Below are 20,008 nucleotides of genomic sequence, written 5' to 3' on the forward strand. Positions count from 1 at the left end.
TGCCGCCCTCACCGGCGCGTGGTGTCGCGCGCCAGTTGCTGCAACTCCGTCGCGCGCTCGCGCAGCTCGTCGATCAACTCCCGCACATCGTCTAGCACCTCGTGGATCTCGTCGGCGGAGATCACCCCGTTGCTGTTCGCCACCCGAGCGATCTGGTTCAGATTCGCCCCGACCTTCGACAGGTGCTGCAACCGGATCATGTCCAGCGCCTCGGTCGCCGACAGCACCAACGTCGCGAGCGCTTGGCGCTTCGGCCACGTCAACCACGCCCGCGCCTTGCCCGACTTGGTCGTCGCGGGAACGACCGGATTGACCGCGCACTCCCCGAGATACCGCGGCACGGTCATCGACACTTCCTCCGCCGCCTCGGCCACCTTCGCGTACTCGGCATCGGTCAACCGCACCTTCACGATCCGGCGACCCTCGTCGCCGCCGATGTTGGAACGCCGACGACGACGAAGGTCGCGCACGACCTCCTGCGACCGTCGTCCACCCGTCTCCGTCGGCTCCGCCGCAACCTCCGTACTCACCTTCGACACCTCCCTCGTCCCGGCTCCCGCCGGCAGCCCAGCGCAGCGCCCACCCGGCTGGGTGGTGACCTCACTCCCGAAGGGTGAGCACAGATACGGGCCCGTATCTGTTAACTTGCTCCGTCGGAACTGGTTCAATAGTAGCGGTTCTGTAGGTGGTGTGTCGCGTTGTGTGTCGGGCTGCAATACAGGTGTTTTTCAGGGTGGTTGAGTTGTGTGGGTTCTAGCGTTTCGGGCATGGATGGGTCACATGCTTTGCATGCTGATGAGCTCGCGAATGAGGCGTACGGGATGTTGAAGTCGGCGTTGGAGGTGTCGGGTGATGTGCCTGAAAGTGGTTGGGCTGGTCAGTACGCGGGCAGCGGCCGCGAGTCAACCGACCGCGTGATGTGGGAGAGGCTGCGGGCGGTCCAGGCGCAAGCACAGATCCACGCCACGCTCGCGCTCAACGACACCTCGGGAGCGAGGTGAGCACCGCTCCCGAGTAGTGTCCGGACGCGACAGGGCCCTGGCGGTCACGACCCGCCAGGGCCCTGTCGCGTTTCGATCGAGGGGATCTACTGCTGCGGCTTGCGCAGCTCGATCACCCGCCCACCCTCACCGGTGGTGTCGGCGGCCGCCCGGACTCGCGCCCCGGTGTCGCGAATGCGCTCGATGGTGTTGCGGTGAACCTTGGTCGCCGAGTGCACCGCGTTGACGGTGGCGTTGGCAGCGAGCATCTCGAGCACTTGCGCGACAGTATCGAGCGGCAGGCGCCGGCCGACGTTGTGCGCCCGCACTTGCTCCGCGAGCGCGGTCCACAGTGCGGACGCGTCGCCCGCACTTGTCGAAGAGTTGAGCGCGAGTGCGGTCGCTACCGGTGTCGGAAGTGCGGGTACCCGGTCCGCACTTCCCGTCGCCGTAGTGCGGGCACTGGTCGTAGTGCGGACGGCAGGTGCGGGGCGTGGGACCGAAGTGCGGGCAGCCCGCACCGGGTCCGCACTTACCGCCGGTGCGAGATCGTCGGCGTCAGCATCGGCCGAGGGCAGGGTCGGCTGCTCGCTCGACGCGTCGGTTCGCTCGTCACCGCGCAGCCGGGCGAACATCTCCGCGAACGGCTCTTCGGACTGTGCGTTGGGCACGGTGTCATCGCTGGTGCGGACAGGGAGCTTCGGGGCTGGTGCGGGCGCAGTGACCTGGTGATCGTGCTCGTCGGTGACGCGCACTTCGCCATCGTCGGTGCTCGCTGTCGGCACCTCGACGGTGTCGACCGCGACCGCGACGGCGGCGAGTGCGGCCGCACTTTCGGCTGGTGCGGGGTCCGCACTTCCCGCACCAGCGGAGTGCGGTGCGGGCACAAGTGCGGACGCGAGTGCGGGCTCGGCGGAAGTGCGGTCGACCATCGAGTCCGCATCAGCGGTCCGCACTTCGTCCGCACTTACCTCCAGCACTTCGTCGGCATCAGCGACGGAAGTGCGGGGCGCGGGGACCTCGGTGCGGGGATCGGGAGTGCCAAGTGCGGACGCCTCAGTGCGGGTGCTGATGGCGAAGTGCGCGGTGCTCGTGAGTGCGGACATCCGCTCGGCGATGTCGTCACCGGCTGCATCGGCGGCATCGACAGCCCGCTCGATCGCGAGCCCGTACCGACGCATGATGGCGGTGTGGGCGAACAACGCGACGCCGACCATCACCGGCGCTACCGCGTGCACCACGGTGTTGTAGACCTCGCCCTTGCCGACGTAGGGGTAGACGTTGAGCCCGATACTCATCGCCAGCAACGTGCCCTCGATCCAGCGGATCGTTGCCTCGCTGTCGGTGACTCGCCACCGCGCCACCGACGCGCTGTTGACCATGAACGCGACCAGCACGGTGGAGATAAACGCCTCGAGCAGGTAGCTCGCCCAGTACAGCGGTTCACTCGGGCCACCGGGAGCGAGGTTGTGCTGGACGTTGACCGCGCTGTAGAGCATCGCGCCGATGACCACTCCCGCCAGCGCCCGCTCGGACCAGGTCTTCTTGCGGAACAGATCGGCCACCTGCGCGTGGGCGCTGCCTTGACGCCGCTGCTCGGCGAGCGCGCGGCGGGCGGTGACCAGATCATCGGCCTCGGCCCGGATCAGCACTTCCTGCGCACGGCGCATATCGCCCGCGATCGACTGTGTGGATGCGACCTGGGCGAGGCGTTCGTGGCGGTCGTGCTCGCGCACCGCTTCCGCGACCGAACGCTCATCGCGCAGCTCGCGCTCCGACAGCGCCGCCAGCAGAGCCGGGTCGTGCTGGTAGGCGAGACGATCGTGGGCGGCTTCGATCCGGTCGGGCAGCTGCGCAGTGAGCAGCAAGTCGACTTCTTCGGTGGGTTTGCGTCGGAACATCAGCGGGTCCCTTCCGGGCTGGAATCGGGCATGTCGCCCTCGGCGTCGGGCCGCGGTACGCCCGCAGCATCGAGGTAGGCGTTGATCGCGGCGTCCACGGTGTCGGTCAGCACGTATCCCTGATTGACGATCCAGTCCAGTCGCGCCAACGTGGCGGACTCCAACTGCGTCGAGAACGGGCGCTTCGACCCGCGCCGTCGACCTCGGCGCGGGGGCAGGGCAATCTTCGCGGATTCGGTCGGTTCGGACATAGATCATATTAACATGTATTTAAAACATGCATGCATAAAATACATGGATATTTGGAATTAACCGCGGTTAATTTTGGAGCCGCCGCCAGCTCTTTGTGCACGAAGTTGGCGCACCCTCGCCGCGTGTCGGGCTTCGACGCACAGGACGGCTATAGGATTCGCCTCAGCCGCGCCGCTCAACAGTCGCGCTGCTCCCCCACCGAGATCCGAAGTAGCCCACAAGCATTTGGGCGAAGCACACGGAGGTACGACCATGGGCCATGTCGAGCTCATACTCAATCAAAAGGGCGGGATCGGGAAGTCCACCCTGACCGTCAACCTTGCCGCCACCACCGCCGACGTCCTGTCCACCGGCTCCCCCGACGACATGTCACCGGTCGCCGCAGTCAGCATCGACCCGCAAGGATCGGCAGTCTGGTGGGCCGACCGAGTAGCCGCCCTGCCGTTCCACATCATCCAGGCACACGACGACATCGAGGGCCTGCGCTCGATGGGGAACCTCGCCGGCATCGAGCACGTCTTCGTCGACACCCCCGGCTGGATCGGCACCGACACCAACGACCTCGGCGACGGCGCCGCTGGCAAAGCCCTCGAGGCCGCGCTCGATGTCGCCAACCACGTTCTCGTCCCGATCGAACCTGAAGTGCTGGGCTTCGACCCCACCGCCAGGACCATCGAGCGCATCGTCAAACCACGCGGCCTCGACTTCCTCGTCGTGATCAACAACTGGGATCCCCGAGACGGCACAACAGATCTCGACCAGACCAAGGACTTCATCCGCGCAAACGGCTGGCCCCTGGCCAACACCGTCGTCCGGCACTACAAGGTCCACACCCGCGCCGCCGCCGAGGGCCTGGTCGTCACCGAATACCCGAAGAACCGCGTGAGCATGGAAGCCCGCCAGGACTTCCAGCGCCTGGCGCTCGAGCTCAAGGCAGGCGGTCGTTGATGGCCAGGGGCGGACGCACCAACTTTGCCGAACTCGCCGGAGCTGTCGGCACGAACTCAGTCATCGACGGACAGCCCACGGCCGGCCTCGCCCGGCACCCGCTGTCGACACCGCTGACCAAACTGGTCGCCAATCCGCAGAACCCGCGCGAAGGCGCGCTGAACGTCGACGACCTCGCCTCCATCGCCGAGATACAGCTGCAGCCAGGCCTGGGCGTGAGCAGGTCGGCCTACCTCAAACTGTTCCCGGAGGACGAGAACGCGATCGGTGATGCGTCGATTGTCGTCATCAACGGGTGCCGACGCCTGGTGGCATGCAGAACCTACGGCCGTACGGCGATGGACGTCGTCATCAAGGACGAGATCGCGACCAGTCGGGCGGCCCTGCGAGCCGCGGCGATCCGCGAGAACGTCGAACGAGAGAACCTCGACGTTCTCGAAGAGGCGCGGGCTGTCGAGCAGCTCGTGACAGATGCGGGTTCGGCGATCAAGGCTGCCGAAGAACTCGGCAAGACACCGGCCTGGGTTTCCCAGCGGCGCGCGCTGCTCAAGCTCGCACCAGAAATCCAGCAAGCATTGCGCGGCGGGGACATCGCGATCCGGGTAGCTCGCAATCTTGCGCAGGTGCCGATGGAGCAACAAGTCGAGCGATGGCAAGCTGCGGTCAACAAGGAGGGACCGCGGGATCAGCAGCCGAAGCCGGACCGCCGCACCCAGTTGTCCAGCGCCCAGATCGCCAAGACCTTCAAGCGATGGGACGCCCCGACACCTACGCTCGCCGCAGCGCTGGCGGAGCACCTGGGCACAGCCGGAATCACAGAACTGATCGCAGAACTGAAAAAGGTCGGCGGGTAGGGCAGAGTCAGTGAATTAACCGCGGTTAATTCACTGGCCAGGTGCTCGAACGCGCGGCTCGCGCCAGGCAGCGTCGCTCGCACCAACTCCAGGAGCTCATCGCCTCGGCTAGTGCGAGCGTCGTCGAGCACGCAGTCCACGCCAACTGACCGCGCGGGTAGTGCCTGCGCGTTTAACGCAATGAACGGGTTCACGCGGCGTGCCGGTGCGCGGCAGCTGCGCCGCGCCAGTTGGGATCGGCCATACCGCGGTGAAATGTTCGCGCCCATCCGGCGGGCCGTAGCTGGTGTACCTTGGCGACCTGCTCTTCAGTCGGCGTCGAGCTCCCGGCACCGTCGATGGCGCCCACCAGGTCGTCGCGCACGGCCAGCCAGTCGAACCACGCGGACCGGTCGCTCCAGCTGAGTTCACCCAGGCGACGTTGCCGGGCCGCGCGACGTTCGGTCTGCTCCGACGGGGTCAGTGAGGCCCACCAGCGCCGTTGGGCCCACCTGGACCGAAGGAGCCGGGCGAGCGGGTGCTGGCTGGTCTTGAGGGTCTCGCCAGGGGCGAGGGCAGCGAGGGCGGCGTTGCGGAGGGCGAACTGTTTGCGGTCGGAGAGGTGGGTGCGGAGGAGGCGTGTCTTGTTGGCGCGGCCTTTTGGGGCGGGGGTGGTGCACCTAGTGGGGGAATAGTCGAGTTCCCCCTTGACGAACTCCTGTGCTGCAGGGCCGATCCCGTAGGACGCGGACGACTTCGACCCGCCCTCGTAGCCGCCGGTCTGCACGAGCACCTTGGCCTCGCACAGACGGATCAAGCTGCCCCGCACCGTCTTCGGATCCAGCTCGGCGCGTTCGGCCAAGACCCTCTCCGACGCGGCACCGGCGCGCAGCACGATTGGGCCCGCAATAGCGCCCAGCGTCGCCAGGTCGCTACGAAGGGTCCGGCGGTCCGGTGTGGCCATAGTCGCCTCGGCGGCGGCACGCAGACCCGTTGAGACAGCATCGATCTCGGTGCGCTGTTCATCGGTCAGGGCGGTCTCGGTAGACAGCCAGCGACGGCGTGGGCGCTCAGTGGCGGCCTCGTCAACGGCGCGCGCCCACAGAGCCTCCCGCCACCAACGCCGTCCGCGCTTAAGCGCGGTGGCGGGGTCGGCGGCACGGGCGACATTCCACGCCTCGTCCTCAGTGAGTCCTTCCTCAGCCGCGATGGTGGTGACTGCGGGCATCCACGCATAGCGCGTCCACCAATGTCGGCCGCGCTCGGCCGCTTTGGTGCCGGGACGGTCGAGGTGTGCCCACGCTTCGGCAGCGCCAGCACCTCGACGGATGTGCACGAGAGTGTCGCCCCACTCGTCGGCCGATCGCGAAGTATCGACACCACCGCGACCTGCTGCGCGCGCTTTGGCTCTGTGGCCGCGGCGGCGGGCGGGCCCGGAGGATGTGCGGGGTCGCCGGGACTCGGTGAGCATTCCGGGCACGATGGTGCAGCGAATGACGGGGGAGAGCAGGCCTTCTCGGTGAGGTGCGGTCAGCAGACGCAGCGCCATCCCGGTGCGGTCGGTAACTGAGGTCCGGAACGCCTTGCCGGTGTCACGGCACAATCGCGACCAGTCGTCACGGTCGGAGGGCCGTGACGCCACAGCGATCACGTGACGGCCGCCAGGTCGACCGCTGAGCCGGACCAGGTGGGGCAGGTCGCGGCGTGCGCACCACGCGACGAGCGCTTCGGTGACGCCGTCGCCGGTCGTCGGGTCCTCGGCATCGACGTCGGCACCGAGCAAACCCTCGGCGAGAGTGCCTGCAGCAGAGGTGACCTCGCCGGCTGCGATCGCAGCGTGTGCGTCGCTGATGGAGAGGACCCGCCGGGGTGAGGTGTTGTCCGGCGAGATGAGGACGTAGTGCCCACCTGCAGGGAAAATCCGCGCTTCTAGTGCGTCCAGCGCGGCGTGGCGAAGCTGTTTGTGCTGTTCAGGACGTGTATACGCACAATCGGAGGCGCCAAAGGCGTGTCCACACACAATTGTGTGTGGGCGTGCGTTATCCTGAGACCTGTCCGGCAAAAGACAAATCCCTTCATTGGCGAGACAAAGACCCCAGGCCTGGCCGCCGTGGGGTTTTCTCGCGTTTTGGGGTTGTTGAGTACGGCGCTAAGCCGCTATCAGCCTCCTACGCGTTGTCCTCCTTCTTCATGAGCAAGTCCTATGGCCGCAGTGTGCCACTGGGAAGCGTTGGCCCCCAGGCGATGTCACACAGCGTGTGGGTGTAGCAGTCAGCTAGCGATCTGGAGTTGCTCGGCTGATTTGACCCGTTTCGAGGCCTTCAACTCGCGCGTCAGAGCCGACTCGAAGTAGGCACGGTAGGTCATACCAAGCCTTTTCGCCTCGGTCTTGACTGCGGCGAGTAACGCCTCGTCGATCTCGACCAGCTGAGGTTTCCCACGTACCGCGCTCATACCCGCTATATAACCCGCTTCAGCCTAACGATGTACTGCGACACGCCGGACAAGCGGTCTACGCAGGTTGTTTGCTGAAAATTGCAGCAAGCGAGACCAGTTCATTAACCACCCGGAAATCGCTGGTACATCAGGGTTTTGAGACCTTAGTTGTGCGGGTGGGCCTGCCCATGATGTCTCTCGAATCGACGATCTGCCGATCGTGCCGACTACTCCGCAACATTTCGCGGTGCAGGCCTGTCCGGCGCCTGCGCCCAGGACGGGCGTACAGACCACCAAGAGTCCAGCTCTCCCTCGATCGCTTCAGGCGGAACAACCGCGCGGATGAGTCCCCAAGTTGCAAGCAGTCGCGGGATGGCCAGTCGCCGATCACGTTCCCGCTGTGGACGGATGGCATCTTGGATCCAGCGGTAGGACTGCGCGACCTGACACTGCAGGGTCTCGAATCGGGTGAGCCACTTCCGGTCGTATGCCCGCCTGGAGTTGAGGCGCAGCACTTCGCGCCACAGGGTGGCTTTGTCGCTTCGGTCGTGCTGGTAGTGGAATTTGTTGACGTAGTAGGTCGGTCGGCCGATGCGTGCCAAGCGCTGCTGGAGGTCGATCTCTTCGTAGAAGAGGAAGAACCGTTCATCGAATCCCTCTACGAGCGCGATTGCTGATCGTGGGATGAGCAGGAAGGCGCCCATGTTCCAGTCGACGCGGCGATCGTCGGTGTAGCCCGTGGGGGAGCGCTGCAGCAGGGGCGTCTTCCTGGCCTTCTGCCACTCCAACGGCACCGTGGGGAACTCGTCCCAAGACCAAACAAGGTCACCGCTGAACGACTGCTGTTGGATGCCGACGCAGCCGAATTCGCCGAACCGCACGACGTATCCGAGTAGATCGGCGAGGTCGCAGTCGATCGCTGTGTCCGGATTCAGAAACAGGACCATCTGTACGTCGGGCCCGAGGCTGTCCACGGCTTCGTTGCAGGCCGCTCCAAACCCCACGTTCGTCCCGGCGATGACCCGGTTCACTACCGGGTGCCGCTCGGCGATCTCGATCGACTGATCTGATGAGCCGCAGTCTCGCACGACCACCCGTGCCTCGCCCGCGTTGGACTGGAGTGCATCGAGACACTGAGGCAGGTCAGCCGCGTTGTTGTAGGTCACGATCACTACACCGAGGGCGGCGGTAGGCATCGACATACTTTCTCGTTTCTACGGTTCGAGATCGCGGCCGATTTTCCAGACGCTCTCGAACCAGCGCTGGCACTCCTCGATGAACTGGGATTGGAAGGAGTCCCGATCAGCTTGATCGGTCTCGAGGTGGAACAAGGTGGCGTTCTTACCCACGAGGTCGAGCATCACGGTGTCCTCACCATCGAGCGGCAGCTGGTGTTCCTCGATGGGGTAGAAGCCGAAGAAGGCGTCGATCTGATTGATGACGTAGAGCTTGAACAGGGGTGCAGCCGGGTAGACGCGGATCTGCACGGACGCGGACTCGATCAGTCCGATTCGCTTGAGTTCCAGCACTTCATCGTGGATGCCGAAGGCGTGGCGCTCCATGATCCGTTGCATCCGGCGACGGAACGCAGGACTGTCTGCGAGGTCCGAGGCCCGCGAGGGGAGCGACCACGGCATTCCCGGGTCCGGGACGAGGATTCGGACATCGATCGACTGGGGCCGGAATCGTCCATCGCGGATCTTGTCCAGCGGCTCGGAGATTGCGCCGTGCAGGGTCTCGGCGGCGAATCCGGCGAAGTCCACTGTCACCTTCGGCTCTACGAAGGCGCGCTCAAGGTGAGGTCGTAGCCCGACCGGCTTGCTGGTGCGTTCCTTCACGAACACTCCGGAGCCGGCGCGACTGAAGACCAGCCCCTCAGTGCGGAGTTCAGCAACTGCTTGTTGCGCAGTCACTTTCGACACGCCGTACCGCTGAGCAAGTTCGGGGCCGCTCGGCAGCTTCTCTCCTGGCTTCACCTTTCCAGTGATGATCGCGGCGCGTAGCAGGTCAGCGAGCTGCCGCCTAGGCGGGCGGGGGTCGTCAGGGTCGATCGCGCTCATGCCTATCAGCATAGAACCTGCCTAAAACCTGCATAAGCGACCTATCCAACTGTTGACCTGCATATGCAGGTTGGTGCACCATGAACCTGCATATGCATCACGGAAAGTTCCGGAATTACCGCAGCAGGAGGCCCTCATGACCGTCGATCTCTCAGCCGCTTCGAGCCCCGAGGATCTGGTCCCAGAAGACCTGATCCCCGCGAGTACGGCAGCCGCTCTCGTCCATGTGGACGCGAAGACCATCAAGAACTGGATCAAAGCGGGTGACCTGCGCGGATGGCTTCTCAACGGTCGTCACTACCGCGTGCGACGTAGCGAGCTTCTGAGTCTCGTTCAGCCCGTCGCGACCGTGAGCGGGGACCACCGGTGAACATCCCGAGCGCGTGGAGCCGCGATATCTGGCGTCGCGCAGCAGCTCCCACCATCCCCGCGGTGTACGTCGCCGACGGGCACATGGTCAGCGAGGCCACCGAGCACCACGCCGATCTGATGGGCTCCGACCGTTGGGTCGTGGACTACCTGCCGGGCCGTCACCTCACCCGTAGGCAGGCCAAAGCCGCTTTGCAGATCGCGATCGCTCCGGACAAGCCGGAGGTCGAGCGCTGGTCTGCCGAACTGGGTTTGACCAGCGCCGAGGCTCTCGGCTACCTCGCCATGCCGGTGGGGGTGTAACCGCGATGAGCACCACCTACACGACCGGCAAGGGTGTGCAGCTCGCCGTCGGGCAGCTGTGGACCGACATCTACCGCGACGGTGCCCGCGTGCTGCTGGTCACCGATATCGCCGAGCCGACAACCGATCTCAAGGGCCGCACGCACGCCCAGATCTCCTACCGGGTGGTCGTGCGTGAGGGTGCGCAGATCCTCTCGGCACGGGTGCAGCGCATCGACGCCGACCGCCTGGCCGATCCCAAGCTCTACGCCCAGGTGACCGACCCGAAGCTGGCCGCCTTGGTGCGCGGGACTGCCGCCGAGCAGGAGGCGCAGTCATGAGCCCCCGGACCCGCTACGTCGACTTCTACATCCCTGTCGGGCCCGGCGCGGGCGGCAACACCGTGGCCACGATCTTCGCTGCGTTCGGCCTGATGATCGCGTTCGCGCTGCTGGTGCTGGTCGCCGTGGTGCTCGCGTTCCCGGGCACGGACTACACCTCGGTGGAGTACACGCCGGTTCCGGTGACCTCGGCACCGGTCGGGGGTGAGCAGCGGTGAGCACTCGAACCTCTACCGACCCAACCGTTCTCGTCGGCCGGGCATGCAGCGGCGTTGAGCTGGAAGCCACCGCCGCTGACGCGCTGGTCACGGGCGAGGTGGCTGCGTAATGGCGATCGAGACCGCCGGAGTGCGGGTGTTCCAGCTGGTCCGCGACATCGACGTCACCGGGTTCTCCGGGGTCGGCGTCGTCGCGGACGGCGTGATCTGGCCCGACGGTGCGGTCTCGATGCGCTGGCGCGGCGCGGTCCGCACGACGGTCGAGGCCCAGCGCCTGGCCGATATCGAACTCATCCACGGCCACGACGGCGCGACTCGCGTCGTGCTGGCGGCCGATCTCATGGAAGGCGTCCTCTGATGGACCGCAGTGTGAAAGCCCCTCGTGGCGGCAACGGAGATGAATCCTGGACGCCGCTTATCGCGGTCGGGACGGGGTTCGGCCTGATCGAGGCCGGAGGGATCTCGATGCGGATCGGCGCCGCCCTCTACGGGGGGCCCGTGCAGGACGTCCCGCTCAACCCGATCGCGATCACGCTCGGCCTGGCCACCGAGCAGCTGCACTGGACCTACGCCGCGACTGGTGGTGCGGTCACTCTGGTCGCTGGCACCGCCGCGACGGTCGCGGGCAGTGTGTGGGCGTGGACAGCGGCGTGCGAGAAGTGCCGCGACCTGCTCGACCAGCGGCGCCGCCGTAAAGCTCAGCGCCGGCCCCGTAAGGAAACCATCGACGACCGCGCGAAGTTCATGGCGCGGGGTCGCGAGCTGGCCGATATGGGCCGCAAGGCCATCACCGCCAAGGCCGCCAGCCTGAAAGTGCAGCTCGGCGAGAACGACGAGCCGGGTGTGCTGATCGGGCGTGCGGTCGTCGACGGCAGCGAGTTGTTCGCGTCCTATGAGGATCTGCACGTCGACATCTGGGGTCCGCGCCAGGGCAAGTCCACCTCCCGCGTGATCCCGGCCGTGCTGGACGCCCCCGGACCGGTGGTGGCCACCTCGAACAAGCGCGACGTCGTCGACGCGACCCGGGAACTGCGCATGCAGCGCACCAGTGGCCGGTCGTGGGTGTTCGACCCCCAGGGCGTGGCCGCCGAACCGGTGAGCTGGTACTGGGATCCGATCGAGTGGGTGCGGGGAACCGACGACGGTGTCGGCGCCCAGGAGCGCGCCGCCGAGCTCGCCGGGCACTTCGCCGACGGCGGTGAAAGCACCTCCAAGGACTCATTTTTCGAGCCCGAAGGTGAGGACTTGCTCGCCGGGCTGTTCCTGGCGTGCGCGATCGCGAAGCGTCCGATCACCCAGGCGTTCGCGTGGGTGACCAAGTTCGACAACACCGAGCCGGTCGAGATCCTCGACGCCGCCGGTTACGAGCTGCTCGCCGGTGCGCTGTCGGATCAGTACCAGGCCCCGGAAAAGCAGCGCTCCGGCGTCTTTTCGACCGCGAAGAAGATGGCCTCCTGCCTCAAGTACAGCCGGGTCCGGCCGTGGGTGACCCCGCCCGAGCAGGACGAGGCACCGCGCGAAGCCTTCGACGTCGATGCGTTCGTCACCTCCCGCGACACCTTGTTCCCGCTCTCGCGTGAGGTCAAAGGCTCGGCGGGCCCGCTGGTGACCGCGCTGTGCGCGGCGATCGCGGGCGCCGGTGAGCGTGAGGGCACCCGCAGCCCCGGCGGGCGCCTGCCGGTTCCGCTGCTGATGGTCCTCGATGAGGCCGCCAACATTGTTCGCTGGAGAGATCTTCCCAAGCAGTACAGCCACTTCGGCTCGCGCGGGATGGTCGTGATGACGGTCCTGCAGTCGTGGGCCCAGGGCGTGCGCTGCTGGGGCGAGGACGGCATGAAGGCGCTGTGGTCGGCCGCGAACGTGAAGGTTCTCGGGTCCGGCCTGGACGACGCGAACTTCTTGCGCGACCGCTCGGCGCTGGTCGGTGACCACTACGAGCTGGTCAACGCGGTCTCGCGCAGCCCGCAGGGTGGCCGGTCGACCTCGACCTCGCGGGTCACCGAGCGCACCCTCACCGAGTCCGACCTGGCAGCGATCCCGCGCGGGCGTGCGGTGGTGTTCAGCGCCGGTCGTGGCGCCGTGCTGATCGAGACGGTGCCGTGGATGGCCCGCCCCTACGCCGCCCAGGTCTCCAAGGCGATCAAGGACGCCGAGAGCGCCACCGCCACACAGGTTTCCGATCCCAAGTCCGCACGGGCGCGTCTGCGCATCGTGTCCACCGATGAGGAAGGCAAAACTGCATGACCACGACCGAGAACCCCACCGCCGACCACACCGCCGAGGGCGAGCTGCTCGGCACCGAAGCCGCGGCGGCCGCCGCCAAGATCGTCCCGCAGATGGACCTGTCCGAGGCCATCGAGGCCGCGATCCGCAAGGCGGTGAACAACCAGCTCGCGGCGAAGGCCAAGATCGTCGCCGATGGTGTGCTGGTCGAGCTGCTCACCGATGAAGTCCTCGCCGGGATGCGGGAGACCGCGATCCTCGAGGCCACTGCCGCGCTCGACCCCGTTCCGGCGGTGGAGCCCGAGCTCGAGCCGGAATCAGAACCGGCCGAGGAGGCACCTGCTGAAGAGGAGGAGCCTGCTCCGAAGCTGCGGTTCGAGAACGCGCGCCAGTTCGTCGAGGTCTACGTCTCGGAGGTCTACGCCCGCGAGGTCATCGTCCGAGGTAGCGAGCAGCGTCTGCGCTGGTGCCCGCAGTGGTGGGAGCACGCCGAGGTTATGGCCCGTATGGAGGTGCTGTGGCGGGCGTTTGAGCACCTGCGCCAGGGCAAGGGCACCGAGCCCAGTGAGTTCTGGCTGTTGCACCTGGACCCGCACATGTCTCGCATCCTCGACACCGAGGGCCCGTTCAAGTACTGCTCGGTCGCGGGCGGGCACGTCGAGAAGCTCCAGCCGTTGCCCACCGGCGAGGATGCGCCCGCGGCGACCTTCCCGTCGGGCTACTACGAACGTCCCTCGGGCTTGTTCGTGCGTGAGGCGACACCCAGCAAGGCCACGAAAGTGCCCACGTCGTGGGAGTTCCCGTGACCGAGCAGACCACGGGACCGCGCAGCTGGGTCACTGTCACCACCAAGTTGGAGTCGGTGATGGGTCCGGGCCGCACGGCTGGGTCGTGGACCCAGTACTGCTGCCCGGTGCACGAGGCAGACGGGCGCCGGCACCGGCCGAGCTTGGGCGCGAAGTACCTCGCCGATGCCGGGCGCACGAAGCTCGAGTGCTACGCGGGCTGCCCTGACGAGCAGATCCTCGACGTCCTGGGATTGCAGGTCCGCGACCTCTACGACACTCCCCGGGGCCCGGGTCGGGGTCGTAGCGCGCGGGCACCGCAGCCCACCCGAGCGCCGTCGCAGGCCGATCGGGCGATCGAGGCGGCGGGGCTGCCGCTCACGGCCCACAAGCCCGACCTGGGTGTGCAGCGGTCGTCGTGGCGTCCGACCGCTGGCTACGAGTACGCGCGCGCTGACGGCAGCGTCGCGGGTGCTGTTCGGCGCCGCGAAGCCCGGTTCGAGCACGGCATCGGCAAGCAATTCACCCAACAGGCGTGGGACACCGAGCAGGGCCGTTGGGAGAACACCGGTTTCGAGAAGATCCCCTACCGGCTGCCGCAGGTCCTCGACGCCATCGCCGACGGCGACCGGGTGCTCTATGTGTGCGAGGGCGAAAAGGACGTCCACGCAGCCGAATCGGCCGGGTTGGTCGCGACGACGAACGCGGGCGGCGCCTTGAACTGGACCGCCGAGCACGCCCAGTGGCTCAAAGGTGCGCCGACGGTGATTGTCGTCGTCGACCAGGACGCCGCGGGCTATCGCCGGGCCGAGAAGGTCATGTCCTCGCTGGTCGGGGTGGTCCCGCGTGTGCGGGTCGTCGGTGCGGCCACCGGCAAAGACCTCCACGACCACCTGCAGTGCGGTCACGAAATCGCCGATCTGGTGCCCGTTGCGGGCCTGGATCCCTTCACCCCCATCTCCGAGCCCACGCCGTCGGCGGCGGGCAACAACGTCATTCCGGGAGGAACTCCTATGCCTGAATACCTGCTCGCGACCTCGGGCGATGCCCCGGTACAGCAGTCCGACGACCTCGACAACATGAGCATGCAGTGGCGGATGTTCATGCAGGCGCTGATGCAGAAGATGTTCGAGGCGGTCAGCGAAGCGATCGAACAGAAGATCCGCTACGACGAGAGGAACGCCCAGCTCGCCGAGGAAGACCGGCGTAAGGCCGACGCCGAGCAAGCCGCGGCGCGGGCGGCGGCCGAGGCGCGGCTGCGCAAGCTGCGCGAGAAGGGCCTGCACACCGCCTCGCGGACCGAGATCGTCGAGGCGGTACGCGATGCCGCGACCTGGGCGGGCGACTCGGATTTCGCCAAGCAGTCGCTCGAAGAGCTCGCCGCCCACGTCGAGAAGCGCTACGGCCTCCACATCGATGCCAGCACAGGCACGGTCACCCCGTCGGCACAGACCGAAGAGGCACCGGAACTGGTGGTGGCGTTGCGCCAGGCCGAGATCGAGCGCGCCGATCAGGCCCGGCTGCGTATCGCGCAGAACCGGATGGTGCAGATGATCGCCGCCCAGGCCGATCTCACCGACGAGGTGAAAGAGGACCTCTACGGCGAGATCGCCAAGTGGGTCGACAATCCCACCCCCAAGCAGCTCGACCTGCTCAGCAAGAAGCTGAAGGCCACCGGCGTCGGCGAGGAGACCGCCACCAAGATGCGCCTGGTGGCGGTGTATCTCGGCCAGCCCGGTCAGGTGGTCCCGCTCGGGCAGCTCGGTGACTACGAGTCGGCGGTGGCCACCCGTGAGCTGCGTCGACTGCCCGAGGCACTGGTCTCCCACGGCGAAGAGTCCAAAGCACGGGTCGACGAGCTGCTGGTGCGCTACCAGGACGCACTGCGGATCGGTGGGCCGACCACCTCGCTGCGCGAACGTCTCGCCGAGACCGTCGCGGTGATGGACCCCGAAGACCAGCAGCTCGCCCGCGCGCGCGGCACCGCGATCCGGTCGGATCCGACCGCGAAATTCACGAAGCTGTGGCCCGACCACGTCGACCGTGACGAACTGACCAGCGCAGTCCGGGTCTACGCCACCTTGGCGCCGAAGGCCGACCTGGCTGCGGGCCAACCCGCCGCCGAGGGCAAGGCCTCCGATCCGGACGCTGCCGCGCTGGCCAAACGTGCTGCCGTGCACCGAAAGACGATCGAGAAGGCGATCGACAAGGGGCAGGGTCTGCACGACCTGGAGCGTGACCAGCTGCGGCTGATGCTCGCCGATGTCGAGGCGGGCAAGTCGGTGACGCCGGAACTGATGTGGCTCGACGAGCGCACCGCCGCCTCGGTCGACCGGGAACGGGCCGAGCGGATCGCGCAGCAGACCGCGCGCACCACCGAGCGCCAGGCCGAGCAGATCCTCGAATCGGGAGCCAGCCCGATCGGCGCCACCCGCCGGTCCGGGGTGGAACTGAAGCGAGTGATCGACGCCCACACCCAGCTCGCGACAGGACGGGCCAACCTGCCCGACGTCGAGCAGTCCGGCCGCCTCGCGCAGCTCGACGCCAAGCTCCAGACCCTGCGCGTGCCCGAGGGCGTGCGCAACCGGCTGCACCATCACCTCGACCAGGGCGCCGGAGACGCTTCGGTCGTCGGTAAGCAGGCCCGACGGATCGCTGAGGTCTGGGCCGAGCGCCGCGATGCGGTCGTCGAGGCGAACTCGCCCCAGCCGCAGGCCGCTGCTGGCTACGACTCCGAGGATCGGCGTGCCCAGATGGCGCGCGACCTGAAGTCGGCGGGCCTGAGTCCGGCCAAGGTCGCGCAGCGGATGGCCGCCGACGCTGGTGCCGCCCACCCGGCGGCCGCGGCGACCCAGACCAGCACTGCGGGCAAGAAGCGCAGTACCCGTCGCGGTGCGGGTGTGCAGCGCACCCATCACCGCGGTAAGGGCCAAGGCCCGGCGTTGGGCCGCTGAGGACCTCGGGGACCTGGGGGACCTTGCAATGACCGAGCTCGACATCTACCCGTGGATGGCTGCTCCCTCGCACTTCAAGACCCGCCGCCAGCTTCGTGCGGCGGGTCTTCGCCCCAACGGCCAGGAGCCCGCCGCCGTGATGCGACGGATGCGACGCGGCCGCGAGGTGACCGCCTACCTCTACGACGTCGCGAAAGCGGCCCCGAAGCGCACAGCCTCACCTGCCCAACTGCTCGCCGTCGCGAAAGCCGTGCGGGCACACCAGATCCGCGCTGCTGAACGGCGCGGGCTGTCTGTCACCGACCTCGACGCCCCCGGAGATCCCGGTCCGGCGTGGACCACTGAGAAGGGAAACACCATGTCCGACAACACCACCGCGACCCGCACCGAGGCCGAGCAGCTACCGGCGCCGGATCAGCTGGGTGTCCCGACCGGACCGGGCCAGCAGCTGACGTACCTGTTCGCGGCCGAGGCCCTTGCCGCGGCCGATCGTCGACGAGCAGTGCTCGCCGAACGCGATGAGCGGATCAGCGCCGACACCGAGCACGCCGGCCTCAGCGCGGAGCGGGCCGCCGAGCTCGCCGCCGCTGAGCAGGAACTCGGCGGCGACTCCCAGTGGTGGCGCAACCAGTTCACCACGGTCGACGCCCTCACCACCGCGTTGACCTGGCACGAAGAATCCGATGTCGCGGCCGCGACGCTCACCAAGATCCGGGACTCGTTCGAGTCCTCGTGGGGTGTGGTCATCGACGTACAGGACCGGACCGTCGGCATCGACCCCGGTTTCGACCCGGCGGCCAACCAAGCACTCGCCGAAGCCGCGAGCATGTGGTCACGGGAGTCCGCCACGATGGACTTCGTCGCCACGCTCCCGCTCGACGCGACCGCGAAAGCCGCTGTGCTGGCCGCGGTCTCGACGTGGCGGGGCGAGACCCTGCCAGGTGAAGATCCCGGTGAGCACCTGACCGACGCCGGTACCCGTCGAGCCCAGCTCGCCGCCGACCTCGCCGCGGTGAAGCTGACCCCCACCCAGCGCGAGCAGGTCGAGTTCACCGTCGACTACCTGCGCGGCGATGTGACCGGAGTCGACCTGCTGGCGACTCCGGTCTACGTCGATCCCGGTGAAGAAGTGCGCGGCCGCGCCGCGAAGCTGCTGGAAGGGTTCGCAACCGGCAAGGTCGACGGCAAGGACGTCGCCGAGCAGATCGCGGTGATGACCACGGCCGACCAGGAGACAATGCGCGGTCTCGGTCGTGCGTTGCACGCTGGCACCGCCACCGAGGAAACGGTGCGGGTGTGGTCGGAGTACGCCGATCGCGAAGTTCTCTCCGCCCAGCTCGCCGCCTACATCGAAGACCACACAGCCTTCCGCGAAGCGGCCGTCGACGCCGTCACCTCCCGCAACGTCGGCGCGGACATGGCAATGGCGGTGTCCTACGCCGCATCTCGGCGCGACTACCTCGACAGCGCGGTCAACAGCGAAGGCCTCGCACCACTGGAGCGGGCGCAGATCCGGCTCACCATCGACGACATCGAGTCCGGACGGATCGCCCGTACCGAAGACCTGCCCGAGCTGCTGTGGGTCGACGAGCGGTCCAAGGCGCAGGTCGACCAGCAGCGCACGACCACCACCGCCCGCGAGCTCGCCGACGGGAAGAAGGAGATGATCACCGCGCTGCTGGCAGGCGCGGACCTGACCGGAGGGAAGGACAACCACCTGCCTCACGCCACCAACGCCTTGGCCGAGACGTTCTACACCGTCGCCGTGGGCGCCCCGCAAGGCGTCGACGAGCAGGTCAAGCGGTTCAAAGCCCAGACCACGCAGCTCGGCAACGAACTGCGGTCCGCGCGGGCGAGCGCTGATGTGCGGACCGGGGTGCAGCAGGTGGTGGACTCGGGCATCCAGTCCGCCTGGCAGACGGGTCAGTCCGCCGCCAAGCGTGGGGCGGGCTGGAAAACGAAGATGGGCGGGGTCATCGTCACCCGCGACAACAAGCTGGCCCGCCAGGCGGCGGTGGAAGCAACCGCCAGCCACGCACCTTCGGCCCGCGACCGGGCGTGCAAAACCCGACCCGAGCGCTCCGCTGCTGCGCGCGCGGCCGCGGACCCTGCGCGAGTGGGCGGGCGCCGCAACTTCCGTGCAGAGGGGGTAGAGCGATGACCGAGCAGGAGACCGTCAACCTGTACGTGATCGCGCGCCTCGACGATGTCGGCAACGTTGCCGTCGCGGACCTGTTCACCACCGAGCTGTTCTTCACCCCCGACGGAGCGCTCGACGGGCGGGGTGTGGGGTCCTGGTGGGAGTCGGTCTCGACCGCGCAGGGCGAGCCGGTAACCCTCGACGTCCTCGACGGCGCACTCGCCGCCTGCGGCTACGTGCGGATCGGAGAGTGGAGGGAACGGGTCACCGACTCGGGCAAGACCCGGTTCTTCGCCGACGCGGTCACCCGATTGGAAGCCCTCAACTCCTGAGCTCGAGACACCGGTGAGCCCCAGAGCATTTCGACTCTGGGGCTCACCCGTGTGTCGGGATGGAACTACACCGAGAACAGCAGAAACAGCAGAACCGCGCCGATGCCGACCATGACCGCCAGTGTGAGCAGTTGCCGGTGTAGCGGTGCGCGGATGCTGCGTGAGCGGGTGCGCTCGTTGTCACGGACCTGCAGATACGCGCGGAAGGCCCGTAGCTCGCCGGGGGTGATCGGTTTGGGCGTCGGCCGACGGTGCGGACACGTCGGGGTGTAGTGCCAGGCATAGAGACAGGTGCTGTTCCCGCACAGATACCGCAGCATGATGGACCCCTCCTCTGCCTGACCGGGCGAGACGAGCGTAGGCGCCGCAGACAAGATCACGCAGAAACTGTTCCGGCGCCTGGGCGTTTGGCGACCGCTACAGCGCCCTCACCCACATCGAGCAGCAGCTTCTCGCGGGTCTCCTCGTCGACCGGATCCCCGGCGATGAGCACCGTGCCGTGCGTCTCGGTGTCCTCGGCGCTCAATTGCATCCCCGGTTCGACCCAGCTCAGCAGGACGCGCGGGACATAGACGGCCGAGCCGTCGATGGAGGCGATGCCCTGCACGATGAGCTGATCGCCATCGGTGTCGTACAACGCGGGGAACCCGGCGTCTTCCGAACCGCAGCCGAGCAGACGCAGCATGGGCATGAGCCCTCCTCCAGTTCGTGTGGTCACTACGACGGTGATCGTTGCAGACCGCTCAGGCCGCGACGTCGAACAGCGTCAACTCAGCCGCGGCCGCCGCCCGCTGGTCGGCACGTTCACGGACCGCGCAGGTCGGCCCGATGCCCTCGGCCACTGACTTTGTCGACAGCAGCCATCCGTGGCACCTCCTGCAGTGCGCGACCAGCCGGACTTCGGGACGGTCATCGAGATCGGCCACGTTGAGCTCCTTCGGCCGGTGAGCAATT

At 67.3% G+C, this 20,008-nt stretch carries 23 protein-coding genes; 13 read left to right on the forward strand and 10 right to left on the reverse strand.

Annotated elements, in window-relative coordinates; genetic code table 11:
- Nucleotides 1-8 precede the first annotated feature (8 nt).
- Complete coding sequence (mobC, locus tag OHS03_RS34470; RefSeq protein ID WP_328664666.1) at nucleotides 9-530, reverse strand: plasmid mobilization relaxosome protein MobC; 522 nt, start codon at nucleotides 528-530, stop codon at nucleotides 9-11.
- A gap of 237 nt (nucleotides 531-767) precedes the next feature.
- Here mobC and OHS03_RS34475 point away from each other — a divergent pair, with 237 nt between their 5' ends.
- Nucleotides 768-1,001 (forward strand): hypothetical protein, encoded by a 234-nt coding sequence (locus OHS03_RS34475; RefSeq protein WP_328664667.1) that lies wholly within the window; start codon nucleotides 768-770, stop codon nucleotides 999-1,001.
- 86 nt (nucleotides 1,002-1,087) lie between these two features.
- Here the strand turns inward: OHS03_RS34475 and OHS03_RS34480 are convergent, their stop codons facing one another.
- Both OHS03_RS34480 and OHS03_RS34485 read right to left on the reverse strand, forming a co-directional pair.
- The gene (locus OHS03_RS34480) at nucleotides 1,088-2,881 is read right to left on the reverse strand and encodes a hypothetical protein (RefSeq protein ID WP_328664668.1); all 1,794 of its coding nucleotides are present in this window, start codon (nucleotides 2,879-2,881) and stop codon (nucleotides 1,088-1,090) included.
- A complete protein-coding gene (locus OHS03_RS34485) occupies nucleotides 2,881-3,132 on the reverse strand; it encodes a hypothetical protein (RefSeq protein ID WP_328664669.1) in 252 nt (83 codons plus the stop codon). Before OHS03_RS34485 ends, OHS03_RS34480 begins: the two co-directional genes overlap by 1 nt.
- A gap of 253 nt (nucleotides 3,133-3,385) precedes the next feature.
- On the opposite strand from OHS03_RS34485, the gene OHS03_RS34490 reads away from it, so the two are divergent.
- Entirely contained in the window at nucleotides 3,386-4,081 is a 696-nt protein-coding gene (locus OHS03_RS34490; protein WP_328664670.1) for a nucleotide-binding protein, read from the forward strand.
- Nucleotides 4,081-4,935 carry a ParB/RepB/Spo0J family partition protein gene (locus tag OHS03_RS34495; RefSeq protein WP_328664672.1) on the forward strand — a complete coding sequence of 285 codons (855 nt, stop codon included), beginning with the start codon at nucleotides 4,081-4,083 and terminating at the stop codon, nucleotides 4,933-4,935. Before OHS03_RS34490 ends, OHS03_RS34495 begins: the two co-directional genes overlap by 1 nt.
- A gap of 190 nt (nucleotides 4,936-5,125) precedes the next feature.
- Here OHS03_RS34495 and OHS03_RS34500 read toward each other — a convergent pair whose 3' ends face one another.
- From OHS03_RS34500 to OHS03_RS34515, 4 genes are all read right to left on the reverse strand, one after another.
- On the reverse strand, nucleotides 5,126-6,697 hold the full coding sequence (locus OHS03_RS34500) for a hypothetical protein (RefSeq protein ID WP_328664578.1): 1,572 nt from the start codon (nucleotides 6,695-6,697) through the stop codon (nucleotides 5,126-5,128).
- A gap of 488 nt (nucleotides 6,698-7,185) precedes the next feature.
- Nucleotides 7,186-7,368: a hypothetical protein gene (locus OHS03_RS34505; RefSeq protein WP_328664580.1), complete on the reverse strand. Its 183-nt coding sequence runs from the start codon at nucleotides 7,366-7,368 to the stop codon at nucleotides 7,186-7,188.
- Nucleotides 7,369-7,577: 209 nt separating this feature from the next.
- Nucleotides 7,578-8,546 (reverse strand): glycosyltransferase, encoded by a 969-nt coding sequence (locus OHS03_RS34510; RefSeq protein WP_328664582.1) that lies wholly within the window; start codon nucleotides 8,544-8,546, stop codon nucleotides 7,578-7,580.
- An 18-nt stretch (nucleotides 8,547-8,564) separates the two neighbouring features.
- Nucleotides 8,565-9,410: a GntR family transcriptional regulator gene (locus tag OHS03_RS34515; RefSeq protein ID WP_328664584.1), complete on the reverse strand. Its 846-nt coding sequence runs from the start codon at nucleotides 9,408-9,410 to the stop codon at nucleotides 8,565-8,567.
- Between the two features lie 136 nt (nucleotides 9,411-9,546).
- Between OHS03_RS34515 and OHS03_RS34520 the strand changes: the two genes are divergently transcribed.
- The 10 genes from OHS03_RS34520 to OHS03_RS34565 all read left to right on the forward strand — a co-directional run bounded on the left by OHS03_RS34520 (nucleotide 9,547) and on the right by OHS03_RS34565 (nucleotide 19,054).
- The gene (locus OHS03_RS34520) at nucleotides 9,547-9,780 is read left to right on the forward strand and encodes a helix-turn-helix domain-containing protein (protein WP_328664586.1); all 234 of its coding nucleotides are present in this window, start codon (nucleotides 9,547-9,549) and stop codon (nucleotides 9,778-9,780) included.
- On the forward strand, nucleotides 9,777-10,082 hold the full coding sequence (locus OHS03_RS34525; RefSeq protein WP_328664588.1) for a hypothetical protein: 306 nt from the start codon (nucleotides 9,777-9,779) through the stop codon (nucleotides 10,080-10,082). Before OHS03_RS34520 ends, OHS03_RS34525 begins: the two co-directional genes overlap by 4 nt.
- A gap of 5 nt (nucleotides 10,083-10,087) precedes the next feature.
- Complete coding sequence (locus tag OHS03_RS34530) at nucleotides 10,088-10,402, forward strand: hypothetical protein (RefSeq protein ID WP_328664590.1); 315 nt, start codon at nucleotides 10,088-10,090, stop codon at nucleotides 10,400-10,402.
- The gene (locus tag OHS03_RS34535; protein ID WP_328664592.1) at nucleotides 10,399-10,620 is read left to right on the forward strand and encodes a hypothetical protein; all 222 of its coding nucleotides are present in this window, start codon (nucleotides 10,399-10,401) and stop codon (nucleotides 10,618-10,620) included. Before OHS03_RS34530 ends, OHS03_RS34535 begins: the two co-directional genes overlap by 4 nt.
- 109 nt (nucleotides 10,621-10,729) lie before the next feature.
- Complete coding sequence (locus tag OHS03_RS34540) at nucleotides 10,730-10,978, forward strand: hypothetical protein (RefSeq protein ID WP_328664594.1); 249 nt, start codon at nucleotides 10,730-10,732, stop codon at nucleotides 10,976-10,978.
- Nucleotides 10,978-12,864 carry a type IV secretory system conjugative DNA transfer family protein gene (locus OHS03_RS34545; protein WP_328664596.1) on the forward strand — a complete coding sequence of 629 codons (1,887 nt, stop codon included), beginning with the start codon at nucleotides 10,978-10,980 and terminating at the stop codon, nucleotides 12,862-12,864. Before OHS03_RS34540 ends, OHS03_RS34545 begins: the two co-directional genes overlap by 1 nt.
- Nucleotides 12,861-13,649, forward strand: coding sequence for a DUF4913 domain-containing protein (locus OHS03_RS34550; protein ID WP_328664598.1), 789 nt, complete (start codon nucleotides 12,861-12,863; stop codon nucleotides 13,647-13,649). Before OHS03_RS34545 ends, OHS03_RS34550 begins: the two co-directional genes overlap by 4 nt.
- Complete coding sequence (locus OHS03_RS34555) at nucleotides 13,646-16,582, forward strand: toprim domain-containing protein (RefSeq protein WP_328664600.1); 2,937 nt, start codon at nucleotides 13,646-13,648, stop codon at nucleotides 16,580-16,582. Before OHS03_RS34550 ends, OHS03_RS34555 begins: the two co-directional genes overlap by 4 nt.
- A 28-nt stretch (nucleotides 16,583-16,610) precedes the next feature.
- On the forward strand, nucleotides 16,611-18,743 hold the full coding sequence (locus OHS03_RS34560; RefSeq protein ID WP_328664603.1) for an RRQRL motif-containing zinc-binding protein: 2,133 nt from the start codon (nucleotides 16,611-16,613) through the stop codon (nucleotides 18,741-18,743).
- A complete protein-coding gene (locus OHS03_RS34565; RefSeq protein ID WP_328664605.1) occupies nucleotides 18,740-19,054 on the forward strand; it encodes a hypothetical protein in 315 nt (104 codons plus the stop codon). Before OHS03_RS34560 ends, OHS03_RS34565 begins: the two co-directional genes overlap by 4 nt.
- A 65-nt stretch (nucleotides 19,055-19,119) precedes the next feature.
- Here OHS03_RS34565 and OHS03_RS34570 read toward each other — a convergent pair whose 3' ends face one another.
- The 3 genes from OHS03_RS34570 to OHS03_RS34580 are packed head-to-tail and all read right to left on the reverse strand — an operon-like array spanning nucleotide 19,120 to nucleotide 19,980.
- Nucleotides 19,120-19,374 carry a hypothetical protein gene (locus OHS03_RS34570; RefSeq protein ID WP_328664607.1) on the reverse strand — a complete coding sequence of 85 codons (255 nt, stop codon included), beginning with the start codon at nucleotides 19,372-19,374 and terminating at the stop codon, nucleotides 19,120-19,122.
- Nucleotides 19,375-19,430: 56 nt separating this feature from the next.
- The gene (locus tag OHS03_RS34575) at nucleotides 19,431-19,745 is read right to left on the reverse strand and encodes a hypothetical protein (RefSeq protein WP_328664609.1); all 315 of its coding nucleotides are present in this window, start codon (nucleotides 19,743-19,745) and stop codon (nucleotides 19,431-19,433) included.
- A gap of 52 nt (nucleotides 19,746-19,797) precedes the next feature.
- Nucleotides 19,798-19,980 (reverse strand): DUF6011 domain-containing protein, encoded by a 183-nt coding sequence (locus OHS03_RS34580; RefSeq protein WP_328664610.1) that lies wholly within the window; start codon nucleotides 19,978-19,980, stop codon nucleotides 19,798-19,800.
- Nucleotides 19,981-20,008: the final 28 nt, after the last annotated feature.

Origin of the sequence: Nocardia salmonicida (assembly GCF_036142455.1) — a bacterium.
In the GTDB taxonomy this organism is placed as follows: Bacteria; Actinomycetota; Actinomycetes; order Mycobacteriales; family Mycobacteriaceae; genus Nocardia; species Nocardia salmonicida.

Bases quoted from the DNA above. Each gene is read 5' to 3' on its own strand.
- OHS03_RS34480 (WP_328664668.1), bottom strand. From the start codon at position 2,881: ATGTTCCGACGCAAACCCACCGAAGAAGTCGACTTGCTGCTCACTGCG.
- OHS03_RS34545 (WP_328664596.1), top strand. From the start codon at position 10,978: ATGGACCGCAGTGTGAAAGCCCCTCGTGGCGGCAACGGAGATGAATCC.
- OHS03_RS34570 (WP_328664607.1), bottom strand. From the start codon at position 19,374: ATGCTGCGGTATCTGTGCGGGAACAGCACCTGTCTCTATGCCTGGCAC.
- OHS03_RS34535 (WP_328664592.1), top strand. From the start codon at position 10,399: ATGAGCCCCCGGACCCGCTACGTCGACTTCTACATCCCTGTCGGGCCC.
- OHS03_RS34530 (WP_328664590.1), top strand. From the start codon at position 10,088: ATGAGCACCACCTACACGACCGGCAAGGGTGTGCAGCTCGCCGTCGGG.
- OHS03_RS34495 (WP_328664672.1), top strand. From the start codon at position 4,081: ATGGCCAGGGGCGGACGCACCAACTTTGCCGAACTCGCCGGAGCTGTC.
- OHS03_RS34475 (WP_328664667.1), top strand. From the start codon at position 768: ATGGATGGGTCACATGCTTTGCATGCTGATGAGCTCGCGAATGAGGCG.
- OHS03_RS34515 (WP_328664584.1), bottom strand. From the start codon at position 9,410: ATGAGCGCGATCGACCCTGACGACCCCCGCCCGCCTAGGCGGCAGCTC.
- OHS03_RS34565 (WP_328664605.1), top strand. From the start codon at position 18,740: ATGACCGAGCAGGAGACCGTCAACCTGTACGTGATCGCGCGCCTCGAC.
- OHS03_RS34520 (WP_328664586.1), top strand. From the start codon at position 9,547: ATGACCGTCGATCTCTCAGCCGCTTCGAGCCCCGAGGATCTGGTCCCA.
- OHS03_RS34485 (WP_328664669.1), bottom strand. From the start codon at position 3,132: ATGTCCGAACCGACCGAATCCGCGAAGATTGCCCTGCCCCCGCGCCGA.
- OHS03_RS34550 (WP_328664598.1), top strand. From the start codon at position 12,861: ATGACCACGACCGAGAACCCCACCGCCGACCACACCGCCGAGGGCGAG.
- OHS03_RS34510 (WP_328664582.1), bottom strand. From the start codon at position 8,546: ATGCCTACCGCCGCCCTCGGTGTAGTGATCGTGACCTACAACAACGCG.
- OHS03_RS34505 (WP_328664580.1), bottom strand. From the start codon at position 7,368: ATGAGCGCGGTACGTGGGAAACCTCAGCTGGTCGAGATCGACGAGGCG.
- OHS03_RS34490 (WP_328664670.1), top strand. From the start codon at position 3,386: ATGGGCCATGTCGAGCTCATACTCAATCAAAAGGGCGGGATCGGGAAG.
- OHS03_RS34540 (WP_328664594.1), top strand. From the start codon at position 10,730: ATGGCGATCGAGACCGCCGGAGTGCGGGTGTTCCAGCTGGTCCGCGAC.
- OHS03_RS34575 (WP_328664609.1), bottom strand. From the start codon at position 19,745: ATGCCCATGCTGCGTCTGCTCGGCTGCGGTTCGGAAGACGCCGGGTTC.
- OHS03_RS34560 (WP_328664603.1), top strand. From the start codon at position 16,611: ATGACCGAGCTCGACATCTACCCGTGGATGGCTGCTCCCTCGCACTTC.